We start from the raw sequence: 20140 nt of genomic DNA on the forward strand, positions 1-20140 counted from the left end.
AGCCGGGCCGTCGTGCGTTCGCGGACGCGTCAGACCGTGGCGGTCTCGGGGGTCCGTGGGGCCGGGGTGTCGGCGACGGGCGCTTCGGTCTCGCGGGTGCGCAGGGCGAGGGGGATGCGCAGGGCGGCGATCCAGGTCAGCGCGGCGAGGAGCATGTGGAGGCCGACCATCAGCTCGGGGGCGTCCGTGAAGTACTGGACGAAGCCGAGGACGCCCTGGAGCAGCAGGACCGCGAGGAGTTCCTTGACGCGGGCCTTGGCGGGCTGGGGGGCCTTGACGGCGGCGAGGACGAAGACCAGCGCGATGGTCAGGCCGACCGAGACGAACGCGAAGTCGGCGTGGAACTGCGCCAGGCGGTCGTAGTCGATCGGGATGCGCGGGACGATCTTGTTGTCCTTGGGGGTGCCCGGGTGGTGGCCCGCGCCGGTCACCAGGGTGCCGGCCGCGACGAGCAGGCCGATCACAGTGACCAGGACGTACGAGAGCCGGTGGATCGGGCGGGCCACGGACAGCCTCGCCGGGCCGTCGCCCTCCTTGGACCGCTCCCACATCAGCAGCGCGACCCAGACCAGGGCCATCGCGGCGATCATGTGCAGGGCCACGGTGTACGGGTTGAGGCCGGTCAGCACGGTGATGCCGCCGAGCACGGCGTTGCTCATCACCAGCCAGAACTGGGCCCAGCCGAGCTTGGTGAGGCTCCGCCGCCACGGGCTGGGGGTCCCCCCGGCCGAAGGCCGGCGGTGGCAGCGGGCGGCCAGGATCGCCCAGCCGACGGCGGCGCTCAGCACGTAGGTGAGCATCCGGTTGGTGAACTCGACGATGCCGTGGAAGCCCATTTCGGCCGTGGGCGTCAGGCTCTCGTCGGTGCAGCGGGGCCACGTCGTACAGCCGAGGCCGGAGGCGGTGAGGCGGACGGCGCCGCCGGTGACGACGATGACCACGCTCATCACCAGCGCGGCGAACGCGGCGCGCCGGACCATCGCGGCGGAAGGCTGCCAGCGCTCGGCGAGCAGGGAGAAGGGGGTACGCACGGGGTCAATCGTAGGCGGCCTTACAGGTGATCTTGGGGCGGGGCGCGGTGGCGCGCGGGCGGGGCCGGCGTCCGGGGCGGGCCGGGAGGGGAACGGACTTTTCGGGCAAGGCGTTCAATGGTCTTGACCAATCACCCGTTTGGCCGAAAGAGTGCGGATTGGTCCATACCTTTTTTCGGACCCTCCCCCCATCACCTCCCGCACCCAAGCGGAGACCTGCACATGCGCATATCCACTACCGCCGCCGCACTCGCGGTCGGCGGCTCGCTCGCACTGGCCGGGCTCGTCGCGCCGGCCGCCCAGGCCGTCGGTACCGACCAGGAGTGCCGCGGCCTCGGGGTCGCCAACCTCTACGGCGAGTTCATCGAGGGCGACGACACCCACACCCCGGACGCCGAGGGCGCGGTCGCGGTCGGCGGCAACGCCGACTTCACCGGCGGCTTCTCGGTCGGCCAGGAGCTCACCGCCGCCGAGGTCGACGCGCTGCCCGGCAAGAACGCCCTGGTCGTGGCCGGCCGCATCACCGGCCACAACACCCAGGTGATGAAGGGCAACGGCGTCTACGGCTCCAAGGCCGACGGCGCGGTCGTCCAGGCCCACCAGGGTGCCGTCGGGCAGGGCGCCTCGCCGATCGACTTCAAGGCCGAGTTCGCCAAGCTGCGGGCCGCCGCCACCTCGCTGGCCGCCGTCCCGCAGACCGCCGGCGCCACCGTCCAGGCGGAGGGCGCCAGGCTGACGTTCACCGGCGGGGACGCGAAGTACAACAGCTTCACCGTCGACGCCGCGAAGCTCCAGGGCGCCAAGGACGTCTTCCTCAAGGTGCCGGCCGGTTCGGTCACAGTGGTCAACGTGACCGGCGGTTCCTACGACATGGCGGCGGCCGGGACGACCGGCTTCCACCTGTGGGACGCGGGCACCTCGGCGTTCGTCCTGGACGACAAGCTGCAGAGCGCGGCGGGCGGGGCGATCCGGGCCAAGCTGCTCTGGAACTTCCCGACCGCCACCAAGGTGGTCAAGAGCAGCAAGGCCGCCTGGGCCGGCACCGTGCTCGCGCCGAACGCCGCCTTCGACCTGGGCAGCGGCGGCCCGGTCAACGGCTCGGTGATCGCTGCCTCGCTGACCGGCAAGGGCGGCGCGGAGACGCACCACTACCCGTTCACCGGCTGCCTGCCGGGCACCACCGTCCCGACGCCGTCCGGCACGCCGACCGTGCCGCCGGTGGTGCCGAGCGGTTCGCCGTCGGCGACGCCGAGCGGTTCGGCCTCCCCGAGCGGATCGGCGAGCCCGTCGGGCAGCCCGTCCGCCCCGACCAGTGGGAAGCCCAGCGCGAGCGGTTCGGCCAGTCCGTCGGCCGGCGGCTCCGGCTCCGCTCCGGCGGTGCCGGGTTCGGCGAGCCCGTCCGCCGACGCGAACGGCGGCGGCAACCTGGCGCACACCGGGTCCGGCCCGGTGCTGCCGCTGGCGATCGCCGGCGCGGTCGTGCTCGCGGCCGGCGGCGGGATCGTGGTGGCCGCCCGGCGCAAGGCGGCCAAGAAGGCCTGATCAGGCGGCGAATACCCGAATGTTCGTCAGCCGACCGGAGCGGCGCCCCCGGTGATTGAACCTGATCACCGGGGGCGCCGTTCTGTCTTGAAGGTGACGAAGTTCATTCAAGTTTGCCGAATCCGCGTTCTGCGAGGTGGCAGCTGTGATGGGCTGGTCATGCATATCGAAGACTGGACGGACAGACGAAATCCGGTCGTACGGCGGGGTGTGGCGAGATGCGGGAGTGCCGGTAGAGTCCCCCGGACAGTAGTAGCGGGCCACCGCGAACCACTCAACACGCCTGCTGCACAAGACCGTTCGGAGGGGAACAGCGTAATGGCGCGACAGCAGCGGCACAGCGGGATCGGCGCGGCGGCACTGGCAGGCACGGCGGCGGCCGGTTTTCTACTGCCCCTGGCGCTGGCCACCAATGCCTCGGCGCATGTACCGAGTTGGTCGGTGACCTGCGACAAGATCGTGATCGATCTGATCAACTACAGCCCCAAGGCGGACGTGAAGAACACCGTCAGCCTCACCATCGACGGCGAGAAGGTCCTGGACGCCAAGGCCTTCCCCGCGGAGTTCCACGGCACCTTCCCGGTGAAGGACCACACCGCCCCGATCAAGGCGAACCTGGTCGTCGTCACCTCGGAGAACCCCAACGAGAAGGGGTGGAACATCAACGAGACGAAGACGATCGAGCCGTGCCACACCCCGACTCCCACCCCGACCCCCACCAAGACCCCGACGCCCACCCCGACCCCGACTCCCACCCCGACCCCGACCCCGACCCCGACGCCCACCCCCACGCCGACGAAGACGCCCACCCCGGTGCCGACGCCGAGCGTGAGCCCGTCGGCCGCGCCGACCCCGAGCGACACCCCGACCCCGGCGCCCTCCACCAGCGGGCCGGCGCTCGCCCAGACCGGTAGCAACGACGCGACCCCGATGATCGCGGCGGCCGGCGGCGGCGTGCTGCTGGTCGGTGGCGCGCTCGTCCTGCTCGCCCGCAAGCGCCGCGGCGGCAGCGAGAGCTGACCCGCCCCCGCGGACGGCACGACGCCCCGCGGACGACACGAAGCCCCCCGGCCGATCGAGGCCGGGGGGCTTCGCGCTGCGCCCGTGCGGGCGGCGCCGGTTCTGCGTCCGTGCGGGCCGCGCCGGCACGGGGCCGGGCCCGTACGTGGGTCTGTACGCGGGGCCGTACGGGTCACTCCCAGCGGAAGAAGCGGGCCGCCGCCGCGAGGCCGAGCACCGACCAGCCGGCCAGGATCCCGAGGTCCGACCAGGGCACCCCGGCGCCGTTCTGCAGCACCGAGCGCAGGCCGTCCGAGAGCGCCGAGATCGGCAGCAGCTCCAGCACCGACCGTACGGCGTCCGGGAACTTGCCCAGCGGCACGATCACCCCGCCCGCGAGCAGCAGCAGGACGAACACCAGGTTGGCGGCGGCCAGCGTGGCCTCGGCCTTGAGGGTGCCGGCCATCAGCAGGCCGAGCCCGGAGAAGGCCGCGGTGCCGAGGACCAGCAGCGCGGCGACCGTCAGGGGGTTGCCGTGCGGCGACCAGCCGAGCGCCAGCGCGATCACCGACAGCAGCGCGACCTGGAGCACCTCCGTCACCAGGACGCAGCCGGTCTTGGCGGTCAGCAGCGTCCAGCGGGGGAGCGGGCTGGCGCCGAGCCGCTTCAGCACGCCGTAGCGGCGCTCGAAGCCGGTGGCGATGGCCTGCCCGGTGAAGGCGGTGGACATCACGGCCAGCGCGAGCAGCCCGGGGGCGAGGAAGTCGACCCGCTTTCCGGGGCCCTCGACCGCGACGACGTCCACGGCGGAGAACAGCACCAGCAGCACGGTCGGGATGACCACGGTGAGCAGCAGCTGCTCACCGTTGCGCAGCAGCATCCGGGTCTCGAACGCGGTCTGCGCGAGCAGCATCCGGCCGACCGGTGCGGCGCCCGGCGCGGGGGAGTAGTCCGTGGCACTCACGAGCGGAGCTCCCGTCCGGTCAGGTCGAGGAAGACGTCTTCGAGGCTGCGCCGCTGCACGGCCAGCCGTTCGGGCAGGACGCCGGCGGACGCGCACCAGCCGGTGACGGCGGCCAGCAGCCTGCCGGGGTCGAGCGGCGCCTCGACGCGGTAGCTGCCGGGGGCGGTCTCGACGGCGGTGGCGCCCTCGGGCAGCTCCTCGACCAGCGGGGCGAGGTCGAGCCCGGGTGGGCCGTCGAAGCGCAGCGCGTCCTCGGCGCCGCCCCGGCACAGCTCCTCGGTGGTGCCCTCGGCGATCACCGTGCCGCGGTCGACGACGGCGACGCGGTCGGCGAGCTGCTCGGCCTCGTCCATGTGGTGGGTGGTGACGACCACGGTGACGCCGTCCCGGCGCAGGTCGCGGACCAGGTCCCAGGTGGCGCGGCGGGCCTGCGGGTCGAGTCCGGCGGTGGGCTCGTCCAGGAAGACCAGTTCGGGGCGGCCGACCACGGCCATGGCCAGGGCGAGCCGCTGCTGCTGGCCGCCGGAGAGCCGGCGGTAGGCCGTCCGGCCGCAGGAGCCGAGGCCGAGGCGTTCGACGAGGGTGTCCACGTCCAGCGGGCGGGCGTGCAGCTTGGCGGTGTGCCGCAGCATCTCCACGGCGCGCGCGCCCGGGTAGATGCCGCCGGACTGGAGCATGACGCCGATCCGGGGGCGCAGGGCGGCGCTCTGGGTGACCGGGTCGAGGCCGAGGACGCGGACGGTGCCGGCGTCGGGGCGGCGGTAGCCCTCGCAGGTCTCGATGGTGGTGGTCTTGCCGGCGCCGTTGGGGCCGAGGACGGCGGTGATCGCGCCGGTCGCGATGGTGAGGTCGAGGCCGTCCACCGCGGGCTTGTCACCGTAGCGTTTGACCAGCCCGGCGATCTGGACCGCGGGTTCGGAGTGCATACCGGCGAGTGTAAGAGGGGCTGACGCCGGGGCCGGACGGCGGCCTCGATGATCATCAACGCAGGTCAGGTAAGGCTTACCTGCGTGATCGATGCCACCGGTGAGGCCTGGATCACGGCTTGTCTCCTTGGAAGTAATTACGCAACACTGGTGTTGTGAAAAACATGCGCGAGCACGCCCAGCAGCAGGAGGCCGAGTCGGCCCCCCGCTGCGACGTGCCCGTGACGGCGGCCGAGGTGCTGCTGGACGGCCACCGTGCCACCCGGGACCGGGTCGCCCGGTCGATCCTGGACCACGGCCCCTCCTCCGCCGCCGACCTGGCGAGCCGGCTCGGCCTCACCGCCGCCGCCGTCCGCCGCCACCTGGACGGGCTCGCCGCCACCGGTCTGGTCGAGTCCCGCGAGCAGCGGGTCTACGGCAGCCGCGGCCGGGGCCGTCCGGCCAAGGTCTTCGCCCTCACCGACGCCGGCCGGGACGCCTTCTACCAGGCGTACGACCAGCTGGCCGCCGACGCCCTGCGCTGGATCTCGGACTCGGTGGGCGGCGGAAAGGCGGGCGAGGAGGCGGTCGCCGCCTTCGCGCGCGCCCGCTTCGGCAAGCAGGGCGAGAAGTACCTGGACGCCCTGCGCCTGGCCGGGGCGGGGGACCGCACCGAGGCGCTCGCCGAGGCGCTCAGCGCGGACGGGTACGCTGCCACGGTGCGGCGTGTCCCGTCGGCCGCGGCCAAGGCCCCGGCGGGTGCCCAGCTCTGCCAGCACCACTGCCCGGTCGCGCACATCGCCGAGCAGTTCCCGCAGCTCTGCGAGGCGGAGACCGAGGTCTTCTCCCGGCTCCTTGGCACCCATGTGCAACGGCTGGCCACCATCGCCCACGGCGACGGGGTCTGCACCACCTATGTGCCGGCACCCGGTGCCGCATCGTCGTCTGCCGCGCGGACCCCGCGCCAGGGCACCGGTGCAGCGCCGACTGCCGGTACGTCCACCGAAGATTCAGCGTCCGCGCGTTAGGAAGCTCGCATGACTGACACCGTTTCGCACCCGGAGCTCGAAGGCCTGGGCACCTACGAGTACGGCTGGGCGGACTCGGACGCCGCCGGCGCCGCCGCCAAGCGCGGGCTCAGCGAGGACGTCGTCCGCGACATCTCGGCGAAGAAGAGCGAGTCCGAGTGGATGCTGGACCTCCGGCTCAAGGGCCTGAAGCTGTTCGGCAAGAAGCCCATGCCGACCTGGGGCTCCGACCTCTCCGGCATCGACTTCGACAACATCAAGTACTTCGTCCGCTCCACCGAGAAGCAGGCCGAGTCCTGGGAGGACCTGCCCGCCGACATCAAGGCGACGTACGACAAGCTGGGCATCCCGGAGGCGGAGAAGCAGCGCCTGGTCGCCGGTGTCGCCGCGCAGTACGAGTCCGAGGTCGTCTACCACCAGATCCGTGAGGACCTGGAGGAGCAGGGCGTCATCTTCCTGGACACGGACACCGCGCTCAAGGAGCACCCGGAGATCTTCAAGGAGTACTTCGGCACCGTCATCCCGGTCGGCGACAACAAGTTCGCCGCGCTGAACACGGCGGTGTGGTCCGGCGGCTCGTTCATCTACGTGCCCAAGGGCGTCCACGTCGACATCCCGCTCCAGGCCTACTTCCGGATCAACACCGAGAACATGGGCCAGTTCGAGCGGACGCTGATCATCGTCGACGAGGACGCGTACGTCCACTACGTCGAGGGCTGCACCGCGCCGATCTACTCCTCCGACTCGCTGCACTCCGCGGTCGTGGAGATCATCGTCAAGAAGGGCGGCCGCTGCCGCTACACGACCATCCAGAACTGGTCGAACAACGTCTACAACCTGGTCACCAAGCGCGCCGTGGCGTACGAGGGCGCGACCATGGAGTGGGTCGACGGCAACATCGGCTCCAAGGTCACCATGAAGTACCCGGCCGTCTACCTGATGGGCGAGCACGCCAAGGGCGAGACCCTGTCGATCGCCTTCGCGGGCGAGGGCCAGCACCAGGACGCCGGCGCCAAGATGGTGCACATGGCGCCGAACACCTCCTCCAACATCGTCTCCAAGTCGGTGGCGCGCGGCGGCGGCCGGACCTCCTACCGCGGTCTGATCGAGATCGGCGAGGGCTCCAAGGGCGCCAAGTCCAACGTGCTGTGCGACGCGCTGCTGGTCGACACCATCTCCCGCTCGGACACCTACCCGTACGTGGACGTCCGCGAGGACGACGTGTCCATGGGCCACGAGGCGACGGTCTCCAAGGTCAGCGAGGACCAGCTGTTCTACCTGATGAGCCGGGGCATGACCGAGTTCGAGGCCATGGCGATGATCGTCCGCGGCTTCGTCGAGCCGATCGCGCGCGAGCTGCCGATGGAGTACGCGCTGGAGCTCAACCGGCTGATCGAGCTGCAGATGGAGGGCTCGGTCGGCTGACGCCCAGCCGCCACCGCCGTCCACCGAATTCCGAGGAAGAGAGCACCACGAACAGCCATGGCTGAGCAGAACACCACCGGCTCCACCACCGCCGGGTCGATCGAGGTCGGCACCGCCGGTGCGGGCGCGCAGCTCGCCGGCCCGGGCACCGGCCGGACCACGGTCCAGCAGCCGATCGACGCGCGCGTCGCGGTCAAGCCGTCCTTCGACGTGAACGACTTCCCGGTGCCGACCGGCCGCGAGGAGGACTGGCGGTTCACCCCGCTGCACCGCCTCGGCGGGCTGCACGACGGGACGGCCGCCTCGAACGCTGAGCGTGTCGGCGCGGGCACCGACAAGGTCGAGTTCACGCTGCCGGACGGCGTCACCGCCGAGACCGTCGGCCGCGACGACGCCCGCCTGGGCAAGGCCGGCACCCCGGTCGACCGGGTCGCCGCGCAGGCCTTCAGCTCCTTCGAGCAGGCCCTGGTGGTCACCGTCCCGCAGGACGCGGTGCTGACCGAGCCGGTCAGGATCGACGTGCGCGGCGAGGGCGGCGTCCGCTTCGCCCACGTGGTGATCGACGTCAAGCCGTTCGCCGAGGCCGTCGTGGTGCTCAACCACGCGGGCACCGGCACCCGGGCCGCCAACGTCGAGCTGCTGATCGGCGACGGCGCCAAGCTCACCTTCGTCTCCGTCCAGGACTGGGAGCGCGACGCGATCCACGCCGCCCAGCACAACGCGCTGGTCGGCCGGGACGCCTCGTACAAGTCCGTGGTGGTGACCTTCGGCGGCGACCTGGTCCGCCTGCACCCCCGGGTCACCTACGCGGGCCCCGGCGGCGAGGCCGAGCTGTTCGGCCTCTACTTCGCCGACGCCGGCCAGCACCTGGAGCACCGCCTGGTCATCGACCACGACACGCCGCACTGCCGGTCGAACGTGGCCTACAAGGGCGCGCTGCAGGGCCAGGACGCGCACGCCGTCTGGGTCGGCGACGTGCTGATCCGCGCCGCCGCGCTCGGCACCGACACCTACGAGCTCAACCGCAACCTGGTGCTCACCGACGGCGCCCGGGTCGACTCCATCCCGAACCTGGAGATCGAGACCGGCGAGATCGTCGGCGCCGGCCACGCCTCGGCGACCGGCCGCTTCGACGACGAGCAGCTGTTCTACCTCCAGGCCCGCGGCATCCCGGCAGACGAGGCCCGCCGCCTGGTGGTGCGCGGCTTCTTCGCCGAACTGCTCCAGCAGATCGGCGTGGCCGAGGTCCAGGACCAGCTCATGGAGAAGATCGACGCCGAGCTGGAAGCGGCGGTCTGAACGCGATGACCTTCCTCCGTGCCTGCGCGCTCAGCGACCTCCAGGAGGACGTCCCCAAGCGCGTGGACCTCAACGGCGTGCCGGTCTCCGTCGTCCGCACCGACGAGGGGGTGTTCGCGATCAACGACATGTGCTCGCACGCGAACGTCGCACTCTCCGAGGGCGAGGTCGAGGACTGCATGATCGAGTGCTGGCTGCACGGCTCCAGCTTCGACCTGCGCACCGGCAAGCCCTCCGGCCTGCCCGCCACCAAGCCGGTCGCTGTCTACCCCGTAAAGATCGAAGGGGACGATGTGCTCGTCTCCGTCAACCAGGAGTCCTGAGTACCCATGGCAACCCTTGAAATCCGCGACCTGCACGTCTCCGTCGACGCCGAGAGCGGCCCGCGCGAGATCCTGAAGGGCGTCGACCTGACCGTGAAGCAGGGCGAGACCCACGCCATCATGGGTCCGAACGGCTCCGGCAAGTCCACCCTGGCCTACTCGCTGGCCGGCCACCCCAAGTACACCGTCACCGGCGGCTCGGTGCTGCTGGACGGCGAGGACGTCCTGGAGATGTCCGTCGACGAGCGCGCCAAGGCCGGCGTCTTCCTGGCCATGCAGTACCCGGTCGAGGTCCCCGGCGTCTCGGTCAGCAACTTCCTGCGCACCGCCGCCACCGCCGTCCGCGGCGAGGCCCCCAAGCTGCGGCTGTGGGTGAAGGAGGTCAAGGAGGCGATGGCCGCCCTCCAGATGGACCCGGCCTTCGCCGAGCGCAACGTCAACGAGGGCTTCTCCGGCGGCGAGAAGAAGCGCCACGAGATCCTCCAGCTGGAGCTGCTCAAGCCCAAGATCGCGATCCTCGACGAGACCGACTCCGGCCTGGACGTCGACGCGCTGCGGATCGTCTCCGAGGGCATCAACCGGGTCCGCTCGACCGGCGAGGTCGGCACCCTGCTGGTGACCCACTACACCCGCATCCTGCGGTACATCAAGCCCGACTACGTCCACGTCTTCGCGGGCGGCCGCATCGTCGAGTCCGGCGGCGCCGAGCTGGCCGACAAGCTGGAGAACGAGGGCTACGAGGCGTACGTGAAGGGGGGCGCGTCCGCGTGACGCATGCGTTCACGGGTCTGCTCGACACCGACGCGATCCGCAAGGACTTCCCGGTCCTGCAGCGGCTGCTGCACGACGACAAGCCGCTGGTCTACCTGGACAACGCGGCGACCTCGCAGAAGCCGCGCCAGGTGCTGGAGGCGCTGACCGCCTACTACGAGCGGCACAACGCCAACGTCCACCGCGGCGTGCACGTGCTCGCCGAAGAGGCCACCGCGCTGTACGAGGGCGCCCGGGACAAGGTCGCGGCGTTCGTCAACGCGCCGAGCCGCAACGAGGTCATCTTCACCAAGAACGCCTCGGAGTCGCTCAACCTGGTCGCCAACATGCTGGCCTGGGCCGAGGAGCCCTACCGGGTCGACGCCGACTCCGAGATCGTCATCACGGAGATGGAGCACCACTCCAACATCGTCCCGTGGCAGCTGCTCTCGCAGCGCAGCGGCGCGAAGCTGAAGTGGTTCGGGCTGACCGACGAGGGCCGGCTCGACCTGTCCAACATCGACGAGCTGATCACCGAGAAGACCAAGGTCGTCTCCTTCACCCTCGTCTCCAACCTGCTCGGCACCGTCAACCCGGTCGAGACGATCGTCCGCCGGGCCCAGGCGGTCGGCGCGCTGGTCGTCATCGACGCCTCGCAGGCCGCCCCGCACATGGTGCTCGACGTGCAGGCGCTGGAGGCCGACTTCGTCGCCTTCACCGGCCACAAGATGCTGGCCCCGACCGGCATCGGCGTGCTCTGGGGCCGCCAGGAGCTGCTGGAGGACCTCCCGCCGTTCCTCGGCGGCGGCGAGATGATCGAGACCGTCACCATGGGCTCGTCCACCTACGCCCCGGCGCCGCACAAGTTCGAGGCCGGCACCCCGCCGATCGCCCAGGCGGTCGGACTCGGCGCGGCCATCGACTACCTCCAGGGCATCGGCATGGAGCGGATCGCGGCGCACGAGCACGCGATCACCGAGTACGCCGTCGAGCGGCTGCTGGAGGTCCCCGACCTGCGGATCATCGGCCCGCGCACGGCCGTGGACCGCGGCGCGGCGATCTCCTTCACGCTCGGCGACATCCACCCGCACGACGTGGGCCAGGTGCTGGACGAGCAGGGCATCGCCGTTCGCGTCGGCCACCACTGCGCGCGGCCGGTCTGCCTCCGGTACGGAATTCCGGCGACCACGCGGGCGTCGTTCTACCTGTACTCGACGCCGGGCGAGGTCGACGCGCTGATCGACGGCCTGCACCACGTCCGGAACTTCTTCGGCTGAGGGACGGGGCAGGACGATCATGAAGCTCGACTCGATGTACCAGGACATCATCCTGGACCACTACCGCAACCCCCACGGCAAGGGGCTGCGGGACGGCGACGCCGAAGTGCACCACGTCAACCCGACGTGCGGCGACGAGATCACCCTGCGGGTGAAGCTCGACGGCTCGACGGTGGCCGACGTCTCGTACGAGTCCCAGGGCTGCTCGATCAGCCAGGCGAGCGCCTCGGTGCTCAACGACCTGGTGGTCGGCAAGTCCGTGGGCGAGGCGCAGGCGGTCCAGGAGGCCTTCCTGGAGCTGATGCAGAGCAAGGGCCAGGGCGAGGGCGACGAGGAGGTGCTGGAGGACGCGGTCGCGTTCGCCGGCGTCTCCAAGTACCCGGCCCGGGTCAAGTGCGCCCTGCTCAGCTGGATGGCCTGGAAGGACGCCACCGCCCAGGCCCTCGCCCAGCACCCCGCCGTGAACGACTGACCCGCAGAGGAGGACAGACCATGAGTGACGAGACCCCCTCCGCTGCGGAGGACCAGCCCAACGGCGTCGTCATCGTCGGCACCACCGCCGGCACCGTGTCCGTGGAGGACCTGACCGAGGCCCTGATGGACGTCGTCGACCCCGAACTGGGCATCGACGTCGTCAACCTGGGCCTGATCTACGGCATCCACATCGACGAGTCCGACGTGGCCACCATCGACATGACGCTCACCTCGGCGGCCTGCCCGCTGACCGACGTCATCGAGGACCAGGCCAAGACCGCGACCGACGGCTTGGTGCAGGACCTGCGCATCAACTGGGTCTGGATGCCGCCGTGGGGCCCCGACAAGATCACCGACGACGGCCGCGACCAGCTCCGCGCCCTCGGCTTCAACGTCTGAGGTCGCTCGTCGATCGTCAACCCGCTGCCGCGCAAACCTCTCCTTCGGGGGAAAGGTTTGTGCGGCAGTGGTGTTTCCGCGCCCCACTTCGCCCGTCGCCAGGGTGAACACCCGCGCGTGATCTGCTTCGTGGAGCAGGTTCACCGCCATTCCCCGCCATCCACCCCCCACCCGCCGGGCGGCGGGTGCCCGCCCCCGCACTCGCCGCGCGGCGCTGATGGAGCACGGCGACGTACCTGCCGGAAGCCAGTGAGGGCCCGGAGGCCGCCCCGGCTGCCGGGGCGGCCTCCGGAACAGGTCGAAATGGTGGGTTTCGCCTCCGCCCGCTGGATGTGATCCAGCGGGCGGAGTGCTGCCATGTGAGAGGTGCGGGCGCGGGGCGTGCCGGCGCGCCAGGCGCTGATACGGGCGATGCTCATAGCGGCACCGGCGCGACCACCGGCTCCATGGATGGTCACCTATGCAGCCGGTGGTCAGGCAACGAGCGCAATGTCCAGGTATGCCTGCACCGGCTCGAAGAGCCCATACGGCACGTACTCGGGGATCTCGGCGAGAGTCACCCACGCGAGCTGGTCCAGTTCGTCCGTGTCGACCACCTCGGCGGTACCACCGACGACCTCGCAGGCCGTGTACGACATCAGCCGACCGGTCTTCGGATGCACCCGCTCGCCCAGGAGCTTGACGGCGGCCACACCCAATCCGGTCTCCTCCGCCGTCTCACGGACAGCCGCCTCCTCGGGCGACTCGCCGGCCTCGATCTCACCGGCCGGGAACTGCCAGGAGAGCTGGCCCTCGCTCACCCGCCGCCTCACCATCAGAACGCGGCCCTCCCGGACCACGATCGCGGCGGCAATACCCGGGCGCTCCTCCGCAGTCTGCTGTGTCACGTCTGCTCCTCCTCCAGGGCGGCCAGGACGGGTGGGAAGATCGTATCGACGTTGATGAAGCGGGTCACCGAGTTTCGAGGAACCCACATCACGTCGACGTTCTCGACGGTGTCGCTGTTGGTTGCCTCACCGGCCAGGTACTCGCACAGGAAGTACTCGCACAGCACGCCCGTCACGGGGTGGACACGGCTGCCGAGGCTCCCGCGGACAGCACAGTGGACCCCGGTTTCGTCCAGCGTCTCCCGGACGGTCGCGGTTTCCGGCTTCGCGCCGGGCTTGATCACCCCAGCCGGGAACTGCCAGGAGATCCCGGACGCGTCGTCGTCACGTCGGCAGACCAGCAGTACGTCGCTCTGCCGGAGGACGACCGAGATGGCCACCCGCAGGGCCTGCGCAGCCGGCGTGCCGGACACGGAGGCTCCGCCGCCGTGTTCTCTCGCTGCCAGAAGGGCGAAGCGCTGACGTGCGGCGTCGGAAGCTCTCTCGTGCGCGGAGTCGAGGAGCTGCTGCATCTCGGTTCTCGGTACGACGGAGGGGTCAGCGTGCCACGCGGCGACCGTTCTCACCGCGATCCCGAGCTGATTGGCGAAAGCCTCGTTGGTGAGGCGGAGGGCGGACTGGAGCAGGCAGGCGTAACGACCGCTCCAGACCTCGATGACGTCCAACGCCGTTCCCTCTCGGTCGTGGTCGCTGCAGTGCAGGAGGCGTGCGCCGAAGATGCACATCGACTGCACTGGCGCTTCATCGCTGCGCGGCGTGGATACCGGAAGACTTGCGGTCGGCACCTCAAGGCCAGGCTCATCTAGGCAACTTGAGCCCCGGGAAGCCCCCCGGGATTAACAGGACATACACGCCGATCCCTCGGAGATTCTAGGTGAGCACCCGAAGGAGGAAAGCGAGTTGGGCGACTACGCCAGCGAGGTCGGCGTGTCGACAGGGCGACGGATCGAACGCTACTGAACCGCACAGGGTTCACCCGTTCGGGGTGTAGGTCGGAGAGCCGAAAGTGGTTCGCTGGCGCCGGTAACCTCAGTTCATGACGAGCTGACCGTTCGTCATGTCTGAATGCCAGCAAGCTGAAAGGGAACTGATGGTCGAGGACCAGGTCCACACGGTCGAGCACACGCTCGTCCTGCTCAAGCCCGACGCGCTGGTGCGCAGCCTCGGAGGCCGGATCATCTCGCGCTTCGAGGATGCCGCGCTGAAGATCGTCGGCGTCAAGATGAAGTGGATGGACGAGGAGTTCACCCGCAAGCATTACTTCGACCTCGAAGAGCGGCTTGGGGCAGAGGTCTACAACCTCACGGCGACCTTCATGCAGCAGGGGCCGGTCATCGCCCTGGTACTGGAGGGCTACGACGCCATCGCCACCGTTCGGAAAATCGTGGGCAGCACCTACCCGAACCAGGCTCCGGCCGGCACGATCCGCGGCGATCTCTCGCACATGAGCTCCGCGGGCAGCGTGGCGGTCGGCAAGGCCGTGGCCAACCTGGTCCATGCCTCCGGGAACAAGGAGGAGGCCGCGCAGGAGGTCGAGCTGTGGTTCGACAAGGACGAGCTGCACGAGTACCGCACGCTGGCCGAGATCTTCACCAACTAGGCCAATCGCGGCGTCACTGCTGAGACGCCGCTGCGTTGATCACCACCTGGGTACCACCGTCCGATCTGAGAGGGCACCATGACCAACCAGACCCGCCTGGCCTCCGCCGAGGAGCTGGAGTCGATCTTCCAGCGCGAGCTGGCGACCGACCGCTGGGCGGCCACCGAGACCGCCTACGCGCTGGCGGTCCGCCTCCGCGACGCCGGGGACTGGCCCAAGTCCCGCGAGTGGGTCCAGCAGTGCCTCCAGCTCCTGGAGGGCTTCCCGAGCGAGACCGAGGACCAGGTGGCGACCACCCGAGTGGCGGTCGGCGGCGTCCCGCTGCCGAACTACCTGCACGCCGGCGTGATCCGCGAGCGCTTCGGCGACCTGGGCTGATCCATCTCGGGTGGTGCGGCCGGTGAAGTGACGGCCCGCCGCACCACTCGGCTCCACCACCAACTCCATACCGCCCATCCGGACCAGCCAGGGGCCACCCCGCCCTGGTTCGGCTGGATCCGCCATGCCTGAAACAAGGAGACACGACCGTGGCTGTCGAGATCGAGATGCGCGCCCGCTTCGACAAGGAGACCCACGCCCAGCTCATGGACCGCCTGCGGAGGGACGGCGAGGACCTGGGCGACGACGCCAAGCACATCTACTTCTACGTGCTGCCTGAGCAGCTGCTGAAGGTCACGGACAACACGGCTGCCGGCACCGCCAAGATCACCCTCAAGGGCAGCAAGATCGGCCAGGGGGCCGCCTTCCACGAGACCGAATTCGCGATCGCCCGAGAGGACGTCCCGGCGGCCGTGAAGGTGTTCAACGCGCTCGGCTTCGAGTCCGCGATGCACGAGGCGTTCAACTTCCGCCACAACTTCCGCTTCCAGGGCGTGGAGATTGCCCTCAAGTGGAGCGAGGCATGGGGCTACCACGCCGAGTTCGAGGTGCTGCTCGACGACGGTGCCTCGGACGCCGCCCGCGACAAGGCGTCCGCCCAGATCGTCGACGTCGCCGCCGAGCTCGGCGTGACGCTGATGAGCGAGCAGGAGCTGGCCGACTTCGCCGCCGCCTTCGAGGCCGCCGAGCAGGAGCGCAAGGCCCGCGAGGCACAGGCCGCGCCGATCCGGTAGGAGCACGTCACCGCGGTGGACCACCAGAAGGGGGTGGGCACAGATGAGCACGACCCCGACGACCACGAGTCTGGTCGACCTGGCTGCCCGAAGGCAGCTGCCGCACCACCAGTACATGGAACCGGCAACCGTTGAGTGGATCAAGGCCAACCGGCCCGACCTCGGCGCGGCCTGGCCGCCGCCCCTGCGGCCGGCCTCGAAGCACCTCCTGAGCCGGTCCGCTCTTCCGGCAACGTGGCTGGCGGAGCCTCGCCTCCACGACTCGCTCCACGGTCTCAGGCACAGCATGCGAACCGCCGCACTGGCCGCTCTGCTCGCTGAGATCCACGAGCTGGACGACACCGAGACCGCCACGGTCGTCCTGGCAGCGGCCGTCCACGACTGCCAGCGCCTACACGACCAGGACGACCGTGGCCACGGTGGTCGTGCCGCCGTCTGGCTGGCCGCCAACGCCGACACCGTCTGGACCCACTTCGGCTTGGTGGCGACACCCTGGCGGATCATCCAGGCAGCAACCGCCGTCCGCCTGCACGACGTGCCGTACGGCGCCTTCTGCTTGGACGACCAGGCCGACTACCACCGCGCCGGGCTCATCTGCGACTTGGTCAAGGCGGCAGACGCGCTCGACCGTTACCGCCTGCCGAAGCTCAGCTGGTGGCCCGACGCGCGACACGTTCGTGAGCCGGCCTTCGACCAGCTCCGCGCCGTGGCCTTCGACCTCGTTGCCGTCTCCGAGACCGCGCACCTCGCCGGAGCCAGCAGCGCCGAAGCCGTCCTGTACGCGCTCGCCGAGAAGGGGCTGGTGTAGCCGTGAGCCTCCGCGACGCCTACGACCTGTGGGCCGACGCACACGCCTTCTTCGACTCCGCGCTGCTGCCCGACGCCGGGCAGGCCGACCCGCTGGCAGCCCAGACGGCCGCCTGGCACAAGCGCCTGACCGACGAGACGCCGAACGGCAGCCTGCTCCGAAAGAACGCGCTCTTCGACAGCCTGAGCAGCGACGGCAAGCTGCACCTGCTCCACGTCACCCACGCCCTGGAAGAGATCAGCGAGGAGGGGGTGCTCTACCCCTCCGGCGGATGCCTCGTCGGCAGCATCTACTGCGCGCCGCTCACAGCGACCGAGCACGGCTTCCGCATGCACAACCTGGCCGCCTACGTCCTCACCAAGGAGGCCCCCGCCTCCCTTGCCAGGGTCGGCCTGGGCGGACGCGCACCCACGCCGCTGATCTTCGAGATCACCGCGCCGCCCCAGGCCTACCGCGGATTGGCGGGCGTGGACTACCTGCGGCTGGGCTCGATCCACCTGCAGATCTACACCGACCTGGAGTACCTGCTCAGCAAGACCGAGCGGCACCACCTGCGCGAGACCGTCGTCGGCCGGATCAAGAACTCGGCCGCGTTCCTGGCCCTGGCCGCCGGCATCGTCTACCAGGGCTTGACCGTGGCCACGGAGGGCTTCCTGCAGCTGCTGGATGCGGCCATCCCCCGGCTGCCGATCCTCGGCTACCTCTACTTCGAGGCCCTCGCCGAATACCTGATGCTCCACTCCACCTCTGCACGGACCCGGCAGCTCGCCGACCTCGGAGAGTTCAACAACTGGCTCTACAAGGAGATGCTGTTCGCCTCCTTCCCGGACATGGCCGGCAAGTTCAACCTCGCCACGTTCCGTCCCCGCCCGCAGCAGCTGGCGGCACTTCTGCAGCGGGTGGACCCGACCATCGACGCTGACCACGCCCGCGCGTACATGGTCGAGCGGATCAGCTACCTCGTGGCGGCCCGGCTCTTCACCAGCGGGCAGGTGCCCGAAGCCTGGCACCGAACGCGCTGGGAATTCGACAGCCTCGCCACCCAACTCGGCCCGCTGCTGGGCCACCTCATCCACCGCGAACTCCGCAGCTACGGCCGCTACCCCGACTTCTACTTCTACTTCGACCAGCACAAGGCCCTACAAGCCTGGAACTACTGGAACCACATGGACATCGTCGTGCCGTTCAACGGCACGATGCCCAAGGGCGAGATCGGCATCAACCCGGCCTACCCGAACCTGGACTACCGCGTCTGGCGTGCCGAGCCGGGCGACGCCGGGCACCTCCACCCGACCGAGCAGTTGGCTCTGAGCATCGCGCCGCGCCTGGTCGACATCAAGTACACGCTCATGCGCAACAGCAGCCGCTGACCGCTGCCCCACGCCCCTCGATGACGATCGCAGAGGAGACGCATGCCCACCCACGGCCCCGCCACCCCGTCCACCGCTGCCTGGCCGGTACCCACCCAGCCCGCCGAGACGCTCTTCACCGAGATCTACCGCACCAACCACTGGGGATCCCCCGAGTCGGTCTCTGGTCCCGGCTCCGAGATCCGTCAGACCGAGGCCGTCCGAGCCGCCCTCGCCTCGGTTCTCGCGCGCTACCCGATCCGCACCGTCACGGACGCCGGATGCGGTGACGTCAACTGGATCCGCCAGGTCGACGGGTTCGACCAACTGGACGGCTACGTCGGCCTCGACGTCGTCCCCGACCTCGTCCGGCTCAACCAGGAACGGCACGGCAGCGAGCGCATCTCCTTCTGGCAGGCCGACCTGAGCAGGGACGACATCCCTACTGCGGACCTCGTCATCGCACGGGACTGCCTCGTCCACCTCACCCACCACGAGGTACTCGCGTTCCTCGACCGCGTCACCGCCAGCCGCTCGACCTACCTGCTCGCCACCACCTACGTCGGCGTGGCCGAGAACCGCGACACCGTGGACACCCACTGGCGCCCGCTCAACCTTCAGGCGGCCCCGTTCCACCTGCCCGAGCCCGTCGAGCACTTCGACACCGACTTCACGGACGGCGGCCAGCACCACCCCGGCAACGGGCTGGGCCTGTGGAAGATCGACCAGCTCAGCTCCCGAACCACCTGACCACCACCCAGGCGCCCCAGGAAGCGAGACCCCGATGACGCTGCACGACCAGCAGATAACCGCCCTCCTCGCCCAACTCGACCAGGCTCTCGACTCACCCGCGACCACGTACGGCCTCGCCCGAACCCTCCGGGCGACCATCAAGGAAGTCGAACTGCACCGCCACCATCGGGCCAGCGTCGCCGCCCTGCCCGACTGCGTCCTCGAGCCTGGCCCCGCCAAGGTCCAGATCGGAGGCGGCGGACACCGCATCGACGGCTTCTTCAACATCGACATCGTCCCGCCGGCCGACCTCCTGTGGGACGTGCGCGAGGGCATCCCGCTCGCCGACGCCAGCGCCGAGACGATCTTCTCCGAGCACTTCCTGGAACACATCGACTACCCGCGGTCCGCCAAGTACTACGCCCGCGAGGCCCACCGCGTCCTCACGCCCGGCGGCCAGCTCATCACCGGCGTCCCCGACGCCGCCTTCGTCCTGAGCCAGTACCCGGCACCGCCGGACCGGGCCGCCGAGATGATCGACCGGTGGTACGCCAAGCGGCAGTGCCGAGGCGACATGAACACCTACCTCGACCTCATCAACTACGTCTTCCGCGACCAGGACGACGACCCGACCTACAACCCCCACTACTGGGCGTACGACCACGAGAAGCTCGCCCAGCTCTTCACCGAGGCGGGCTTCCGCACCGTCGAGCCGTGGACCTTCGACCCCACGATGGCCAACCCGAAGCGCCAGTGGGCCAGCGTCTACGTGGTCGCCACGAAGTAGCCGCGTAGCCCGCGAGCGATCCGCACGGGAGCGCACAGGACCTCTGACCGTGGTGGCCGGCGCCCCGGCCACCACGGGATGGCAGGACCACCTGATCAATGTCGGCCTCCGCGAGCGGTAGCACCGGAGGGTGATGATGCTGACCGCGGCCGGGTACTACCGGGTCGAGAAGATCCGCATGCCGACTGCACGATCGTCACCGAAACCCACGTCTACGACGCCCCGCGCTCCGCGATGACCGGCAGCGGGCCTGCGTAGATCGCAGCCTGAGGCACGCTCTCCCACCAGCCTGAAGGGGACCGGTGGGACAGGGCCCTCTCGCTTCCGACAGGTCCTTCGCCCTCCTCCGTCAGCGCCGCGCGCCGCCGGGCCGGGCGGCGCGCGGCGCGGGCCGGGGGGGGCCCCCGACCGCAGGGGGGGGGGGGGTGGGTGGGGGGGGCCGGCGGGGT

At 70.2% G+C, this 20140-nt stretch carries 22 protein-coding genes; 17 read left to right on the top strand and 5 right to left on the bottom strand.

Going from position 1 to position 20140, the window contains the following annotated elements; all coding sequences use genetic code 11:
• Positions 1–29 precede the first annotated feature (29 nt).
• Positions 30–1040 carry a heme A synthase gene (locus tag ACFQ6N_RS23465; RefSeq protein WP_380652294.1) on the bottom strand — a complete coding sequence of 337 codons (1011 nt, stop codon included), beginning with the start codon at positions 1038–1040 and terminating at the stop codon, positions 30–32.
• 213 nt (positions 1041–1253) lie between these two features.
• Here ACFQ6N_RS23465 and ACFQ6N_RS23470 point away from each other — a divergent pair, with 213 nt between their 5' ends.
• Both ACFQ6N_RS23470 and ACFQ6N_RS23475 read left to right on the top strand, forming a co-directional pair.
• Complete coding sequence (locus tag ACFQ6N_RS23470) at positions 1254–2573, top strand: choice-of-anchor A family protein (RefSeq protein WP_380652240.1); 1320 nt, start codon at positions 1254–1256, stop codon at positions 2571–2573.
• A gap of 318 nt (positions 2574–2891) precedes the next feature.
• Positions 2892–3593, top strand: a complete 702-nt coding sequence (locus ACFQ6N_RS23475; protein ID WP_380652243.1) for an LAETG motif-containing sortase-dependent surface protein — start codon at positions 2892–2894, stop codon at positions 3591–3593.
• A 172-nt stretch (positions 3594–3765) separates the two neighbouring features.
• On the opposite strand, the gene ACFQ6N_RS23480 is transcribed toward ACFQ6N_RS23475, so the two are convergent.
• Both ACFQ6N_RS23480 and ACFQ6N_RS23485 read right to left on the bottom strand, forming a co-directional pair.
• Positions 3766–4536, bottom strand: coding sequence for an ABC transporter permease (locus ACFQ6N_RS23480; RefSeq protein ID WP_380652246.1), 771 nt, complete (start codon positions 4534–4536; stop codon positions 3766–3768).
• The gene (locus tag ACFQ6N_RS23485) at positions 4533–5462 is read right to left on the bottom strand and encodes an ABC transporter ATP-binding protein (RefSeq protein ID WP_380652249.1); all 930 of its coding nucleotides are present in this window, start codon (positions 5460–5462) and stop codon (positions 4533–4535) included. The genes ACFQ6N_RS23480 and ACFQ6N_RS23485 overlap by 4 nt, the downstream gene beginning before the upstream one ends.
• 164 nt (positions 5463–5626) lie before the next feature.
• On the opposite strand from ACFQ6N_RS23485, the gene ACFQ6N_RS23490 reads away from it, so the two are divergent.
• The 8 genes from ACFQ6N_RS23490 to ACFQ6N_RS23525 are packed head-to-tail and all read left to right on the top strand — an operon-like array spanning position 5627 to position 12416.
• A complete protein-coding gene (locus tag ACFQ6N_RS23490; protein WP_380652252.1) occupies positions 5627–6469 on the top strand; it encodes a helix-turn-helix transcriptional regulator in 843 nt (280 codons plus the stop codon).
• Positions 6470–6478: 9 nt separating this feature from the next.
• A complete protein-coding gene (gene sufB, locus ACFQ6N_RS23495; RefSeq protein ID WP_380652255.1) occupies positions 6479–7894 on the top strand; it encodes a Fe-S cluster assembly protein SufB in 1416 nt (471 codons plus the stop codon).
• A gap of 57 nt (positions 7895–7951) precedes the next feature.
• Positions 7952–9193: a Fe-S cluster assembly protein SufD gene (gene sufD, locus ACFQ6N_RS23500; protein ID WP_380652258.1), complete on the top strand. Its 1242-nt coding sequence runs from the start codon at positions 7952–7954 to the stop codon at positions 9191–9193.
• 5 nt (positions 9194–9198) lie between these two features.
• Positions 9199–9516 carry a non-heme iron oxygenase ferredoxin subunit gene (locus ACFQ6N_RS23505; protein ID WP_380652261.1) on the top strand — a complete coding sequence of 106 codons (318 nt, stop codon included), beginning with the start codon at positions 9199–9201 and terminating at the stop codon, positions 9514–9516.
• Positions 9517–9522: 6 nt separating this feature from the next.
• Positions 9523–10287: a Fe-S cluster assembly ATPase SufC gene (gene sufC / locus ACFQ6N_RS23510; protein ID WP_380652265.1), complete on the top strand. Its 765-nt coding sequence runs from the start codon at positions 9523–9525 to the stop codon at positions 10285–10287.
• Positions 10284–11543: a cysteine desulfurase gene (locus tag ACFQ6N_RS23515; protein WP_380652267.1), complete on the top strand. Its 1260-nt coding sequence runs from the start codon at positions 10284–10286 to the stop codon at positions 11541–11543. Before sufC ends, ACFQ6N_RS23515 begins: the two co-directional genes overlap by 4 nt.
• Before the next feature lie 19 nt (positions 11544–11562).
• Positions 11563–12015 carry a Fe-S cluster assembly sulfur transfer protein SufU gene (gene sufU / locus ACFQ6N_RS23520; protein WP_360255850.1) on the top strand — a complete coding sequence of 151 codons (453 nt, stop codon included), beginning with the start codon at positions 11563–11565 and terminating at the stop codon, positions 12013–12015.
• A 20-nt stretch (positions 12016–12035) separates the two neighbouring features.
• Positions 12036–12416 (top strand): metal-sulfur cluster assembly factor, encoded by a 381-nt coding sequence (locus ACFQ6N_RS23525; protein ID WP_350880450.1) that lies wholly within the window; start codon positions 12036–12038, stop codon positions 12414–12416.
• Positions 12417–12889: 473 nt separating this feature from the next.
• On the opposite strand, the gene ACFQ6N_RS23530 is transcribed toward ACFQ6N_RS23525, so the two are convergent.
• On the bottom strand, positions 12890–13303 hold the full coding sequence (locus tag ACFQ6N_RS23530; protein WP_380652270.1) for an NUDIX hydrolase: 414 nt from the start codon (positions 13301–13303) through the stop codon (positions 12890–12892).
• A complete protein-coding gene (locus tag ACFQ6N_RS23535) occupies positions 13300–13968 on the bottom strand; it encodes an NUDIX hydrolase (RefSeq protein WP_380652272.1) in 669 nt (222 codons plus the stop codon). The genes ACFQ6N_RS23530 and ACFQ6N_RS23535 overlap by 4 nt, the downstream gene beginning before the upstream one ends.
• A gap of 425 nt (positions 13969–14393) precedes the next feature.
• Here ACFQ6N_RS23535 and ACFQ6N_RS23540 point away from each other — a divergent pair, with 425 nt between their 5' ends.
• The 7 genes from ACFQ6N_RS23540 to ACFQ6N_RS23570 all read left to right on the top strand — a co-directional run bounded on the left by ACFQ6N_RS23540 (position 14394) and on the right by ACFQ6N_RS23570 (position 19691).
• Complete coding sequence (locus ACFQ6N_RS23540) at positions 14394–14903, top strand: nucleoside-diphosphate kinase (protein ID WP_380652297.1); 510 nt, start codon at positions 14394–14396, stop codon at positions 14901–14903.
• Between the two features lie 78 nt (positions 14904–14981).
• Positions 14982–15281: a hypothetical protein gene (locus ACFQ6N_RS23545; RefSeq protein ID WP_380322685.1), complete on the top strand. Its 300-nt coding sequence runs from the start codon at positions 14982–14984 to the stop codon at positions 15279–15281.
• Positions 15282–15430: 149 nt separating this feature from the next.
• Positions 15431–16015, top strand: a complete 585-nt coding sequence (locus ACFQ6N_RS23550) for a hypothetical protein (protein WP_380652275.1) — start codon at positions 15431–15433, stop codon at positions 16013–16015.
• A gap of 43 nt (positions 16016–16058) precedes the next feature.
• Positions 16059–16823, top strand: coding sequence for a hypothetical protein (locus ACFQ6N_RS23555; protein WP_380652277.1), 765 nt, complete (start codon positions 16059–16061; stop codon positions 16821–16823).
• Between the two features lie 2 nt (positions 16824–16825).
• Positions 16826–18193 (top strand): hypothetical protein, encoded by a 1368-nt coding sequence (locus ACFQ6N_RS23560; RefSeq protein WP_380652279.1) that lies wholly within the window; start codon positions 16826–16828, stop codon positions 18191–18193.
• Positions 18194–18235: 42 nt separating this feature from the next.
• Entirely contained in the window at positions 18236–18922 is a 687-nt protein-coding gene (locus ACFQ6N_RS23565; protein WP_380652281.1) for a class I SAM-dependent methyltransferase, read from the top strand.
• 34 nt (positions 18923–18956) lie between these two features.
• A complete protein-coding gene (locus tag ACFQ6N_RS23570) occupies positions 18957–19691 on the top strand; it encodes a class I SAM-dependent methyltransferase (protein ID WP_380652283.1) in 735 nt (244 codons plus the stop codon).
• The last annotated feature ends 449 nt before the right edge of the window (positions 19692–20140 follow it).

The organism is Kitasatospora sp. NPDC056446 (genome assembly GCF_042796115.1).
In the GTDB taxonomy this organism is placed as follows: domain Bacteria; phylum Actinomycetota; class Actinomycetes; order Streptomycetales; family Streptomycetaceae; genus Kitasatospora.

Bases quoted from the DNA above. Each gene is read 5' to 3' on its own strand.
- ACFQ6N_RS23470 (WP_380652240.1), top strand. From the start codon at position 1,254: ATGCGCATATCCACTACCGCCGCCGCACTCGCGGTCGGCGGCTCGCTC.
- ACFQ6N_RS23475 (WP_380652243.1), top strand. From the start codon at position 2,892: ATGGCGCGACAGCAGCGGCACAGCGGGATCGGCGCGGCGGCACTGGCA.
- ACFQ6N_RS23485 (WP_380652249.1), bottom strand. From the start codon at position 5,462: ATGCACTCCGAACCCGCGGTCCAGATCGCCGGGCTGGTCAAACGCTAC.
- ACFQ6N_RS23490 (WP_380652252.1), top strand. From the start codon at position 5,627: ATGCGCGAGCACGCCCAGCAGCAGGAGGCCGAGTCGGCCCCCCGCTGC.
- sufB (WP_380652255.1), top strand. From the start codon at position 6,479: ATGACTGACACCGTTTCGCACCCGGAGCTCGAAGGCCTGGGCACCTAC.
- sufD (WP_380652258.1), top strand. From the start codon at position 7,952: ATGGCTGAGCAGAACACCACCGGCTCCACCACCGCCGGGTCGATCGAG.
- ACFQ6N_RS23505 (WP_380652261.1), top strand. From the start codon at position 9,199: ATGACCTTCCTCCGTGCCTGCGCGCTCAGCGACCTCCAGGAGGACGTC.
- sufC (WP_380652265.1), top strand. From the start codon at position 9,523: ATGGCAACCCTTGAAATCCGCGACCTGCACGTCTCCGTCGACGCCGAG.
- sufU (WP_360255850.1), top strand. From the start codon at position 11,563: ATGAAGCTCGACTCGATGTACCAGGACATCATCCTGGACCACTACCGC.
- ACFQ6N_RS23525 (WP_350880450.1), top strand. From the start codon at position 12,036: ATGAGTGACGAGACCCCCTCCGCTGCGGAGGACCAGCCCAACGGCGTC.
- ACFQ6N_RS23540 (WP_380652297.1), top strand. From the start codon at position 14,394: ATGGTCGAGGACCAGGTCCACACGGTCGAGCACACGCTCGTCCTGCTC.
- ACFQ6N_RS23545 (WP_380322685.1), top strand. From the start codon at position 14,982: ATGACCAACCAGACCCGCCTGGCCTCCGCCGAGGAGCTGGAGTCGATC.
- ACFQ6N_RS23555 (WP_380652277.1), top strand. From the start codon at position 16,059: ATGAGCACGACCCCGACGACCACGAGTCTGGTCGACCTGGCTGCCCGA.
- ACFQ6N_RS23565 (WP_380652281.1), top strand. From the start codon at position 18,236: ATGCCCACCCACGGCCCCGCCACCCCGTCCACCGCTGCCTGGCCGGTA.
- ACFQ6N_RS23570 (WP_380652283.1), top strand. From the start codon at position 18,957: ATGACGCTGCACGACCAGCAGATAACCGCCCTCCTCGCCCAACTCGAC.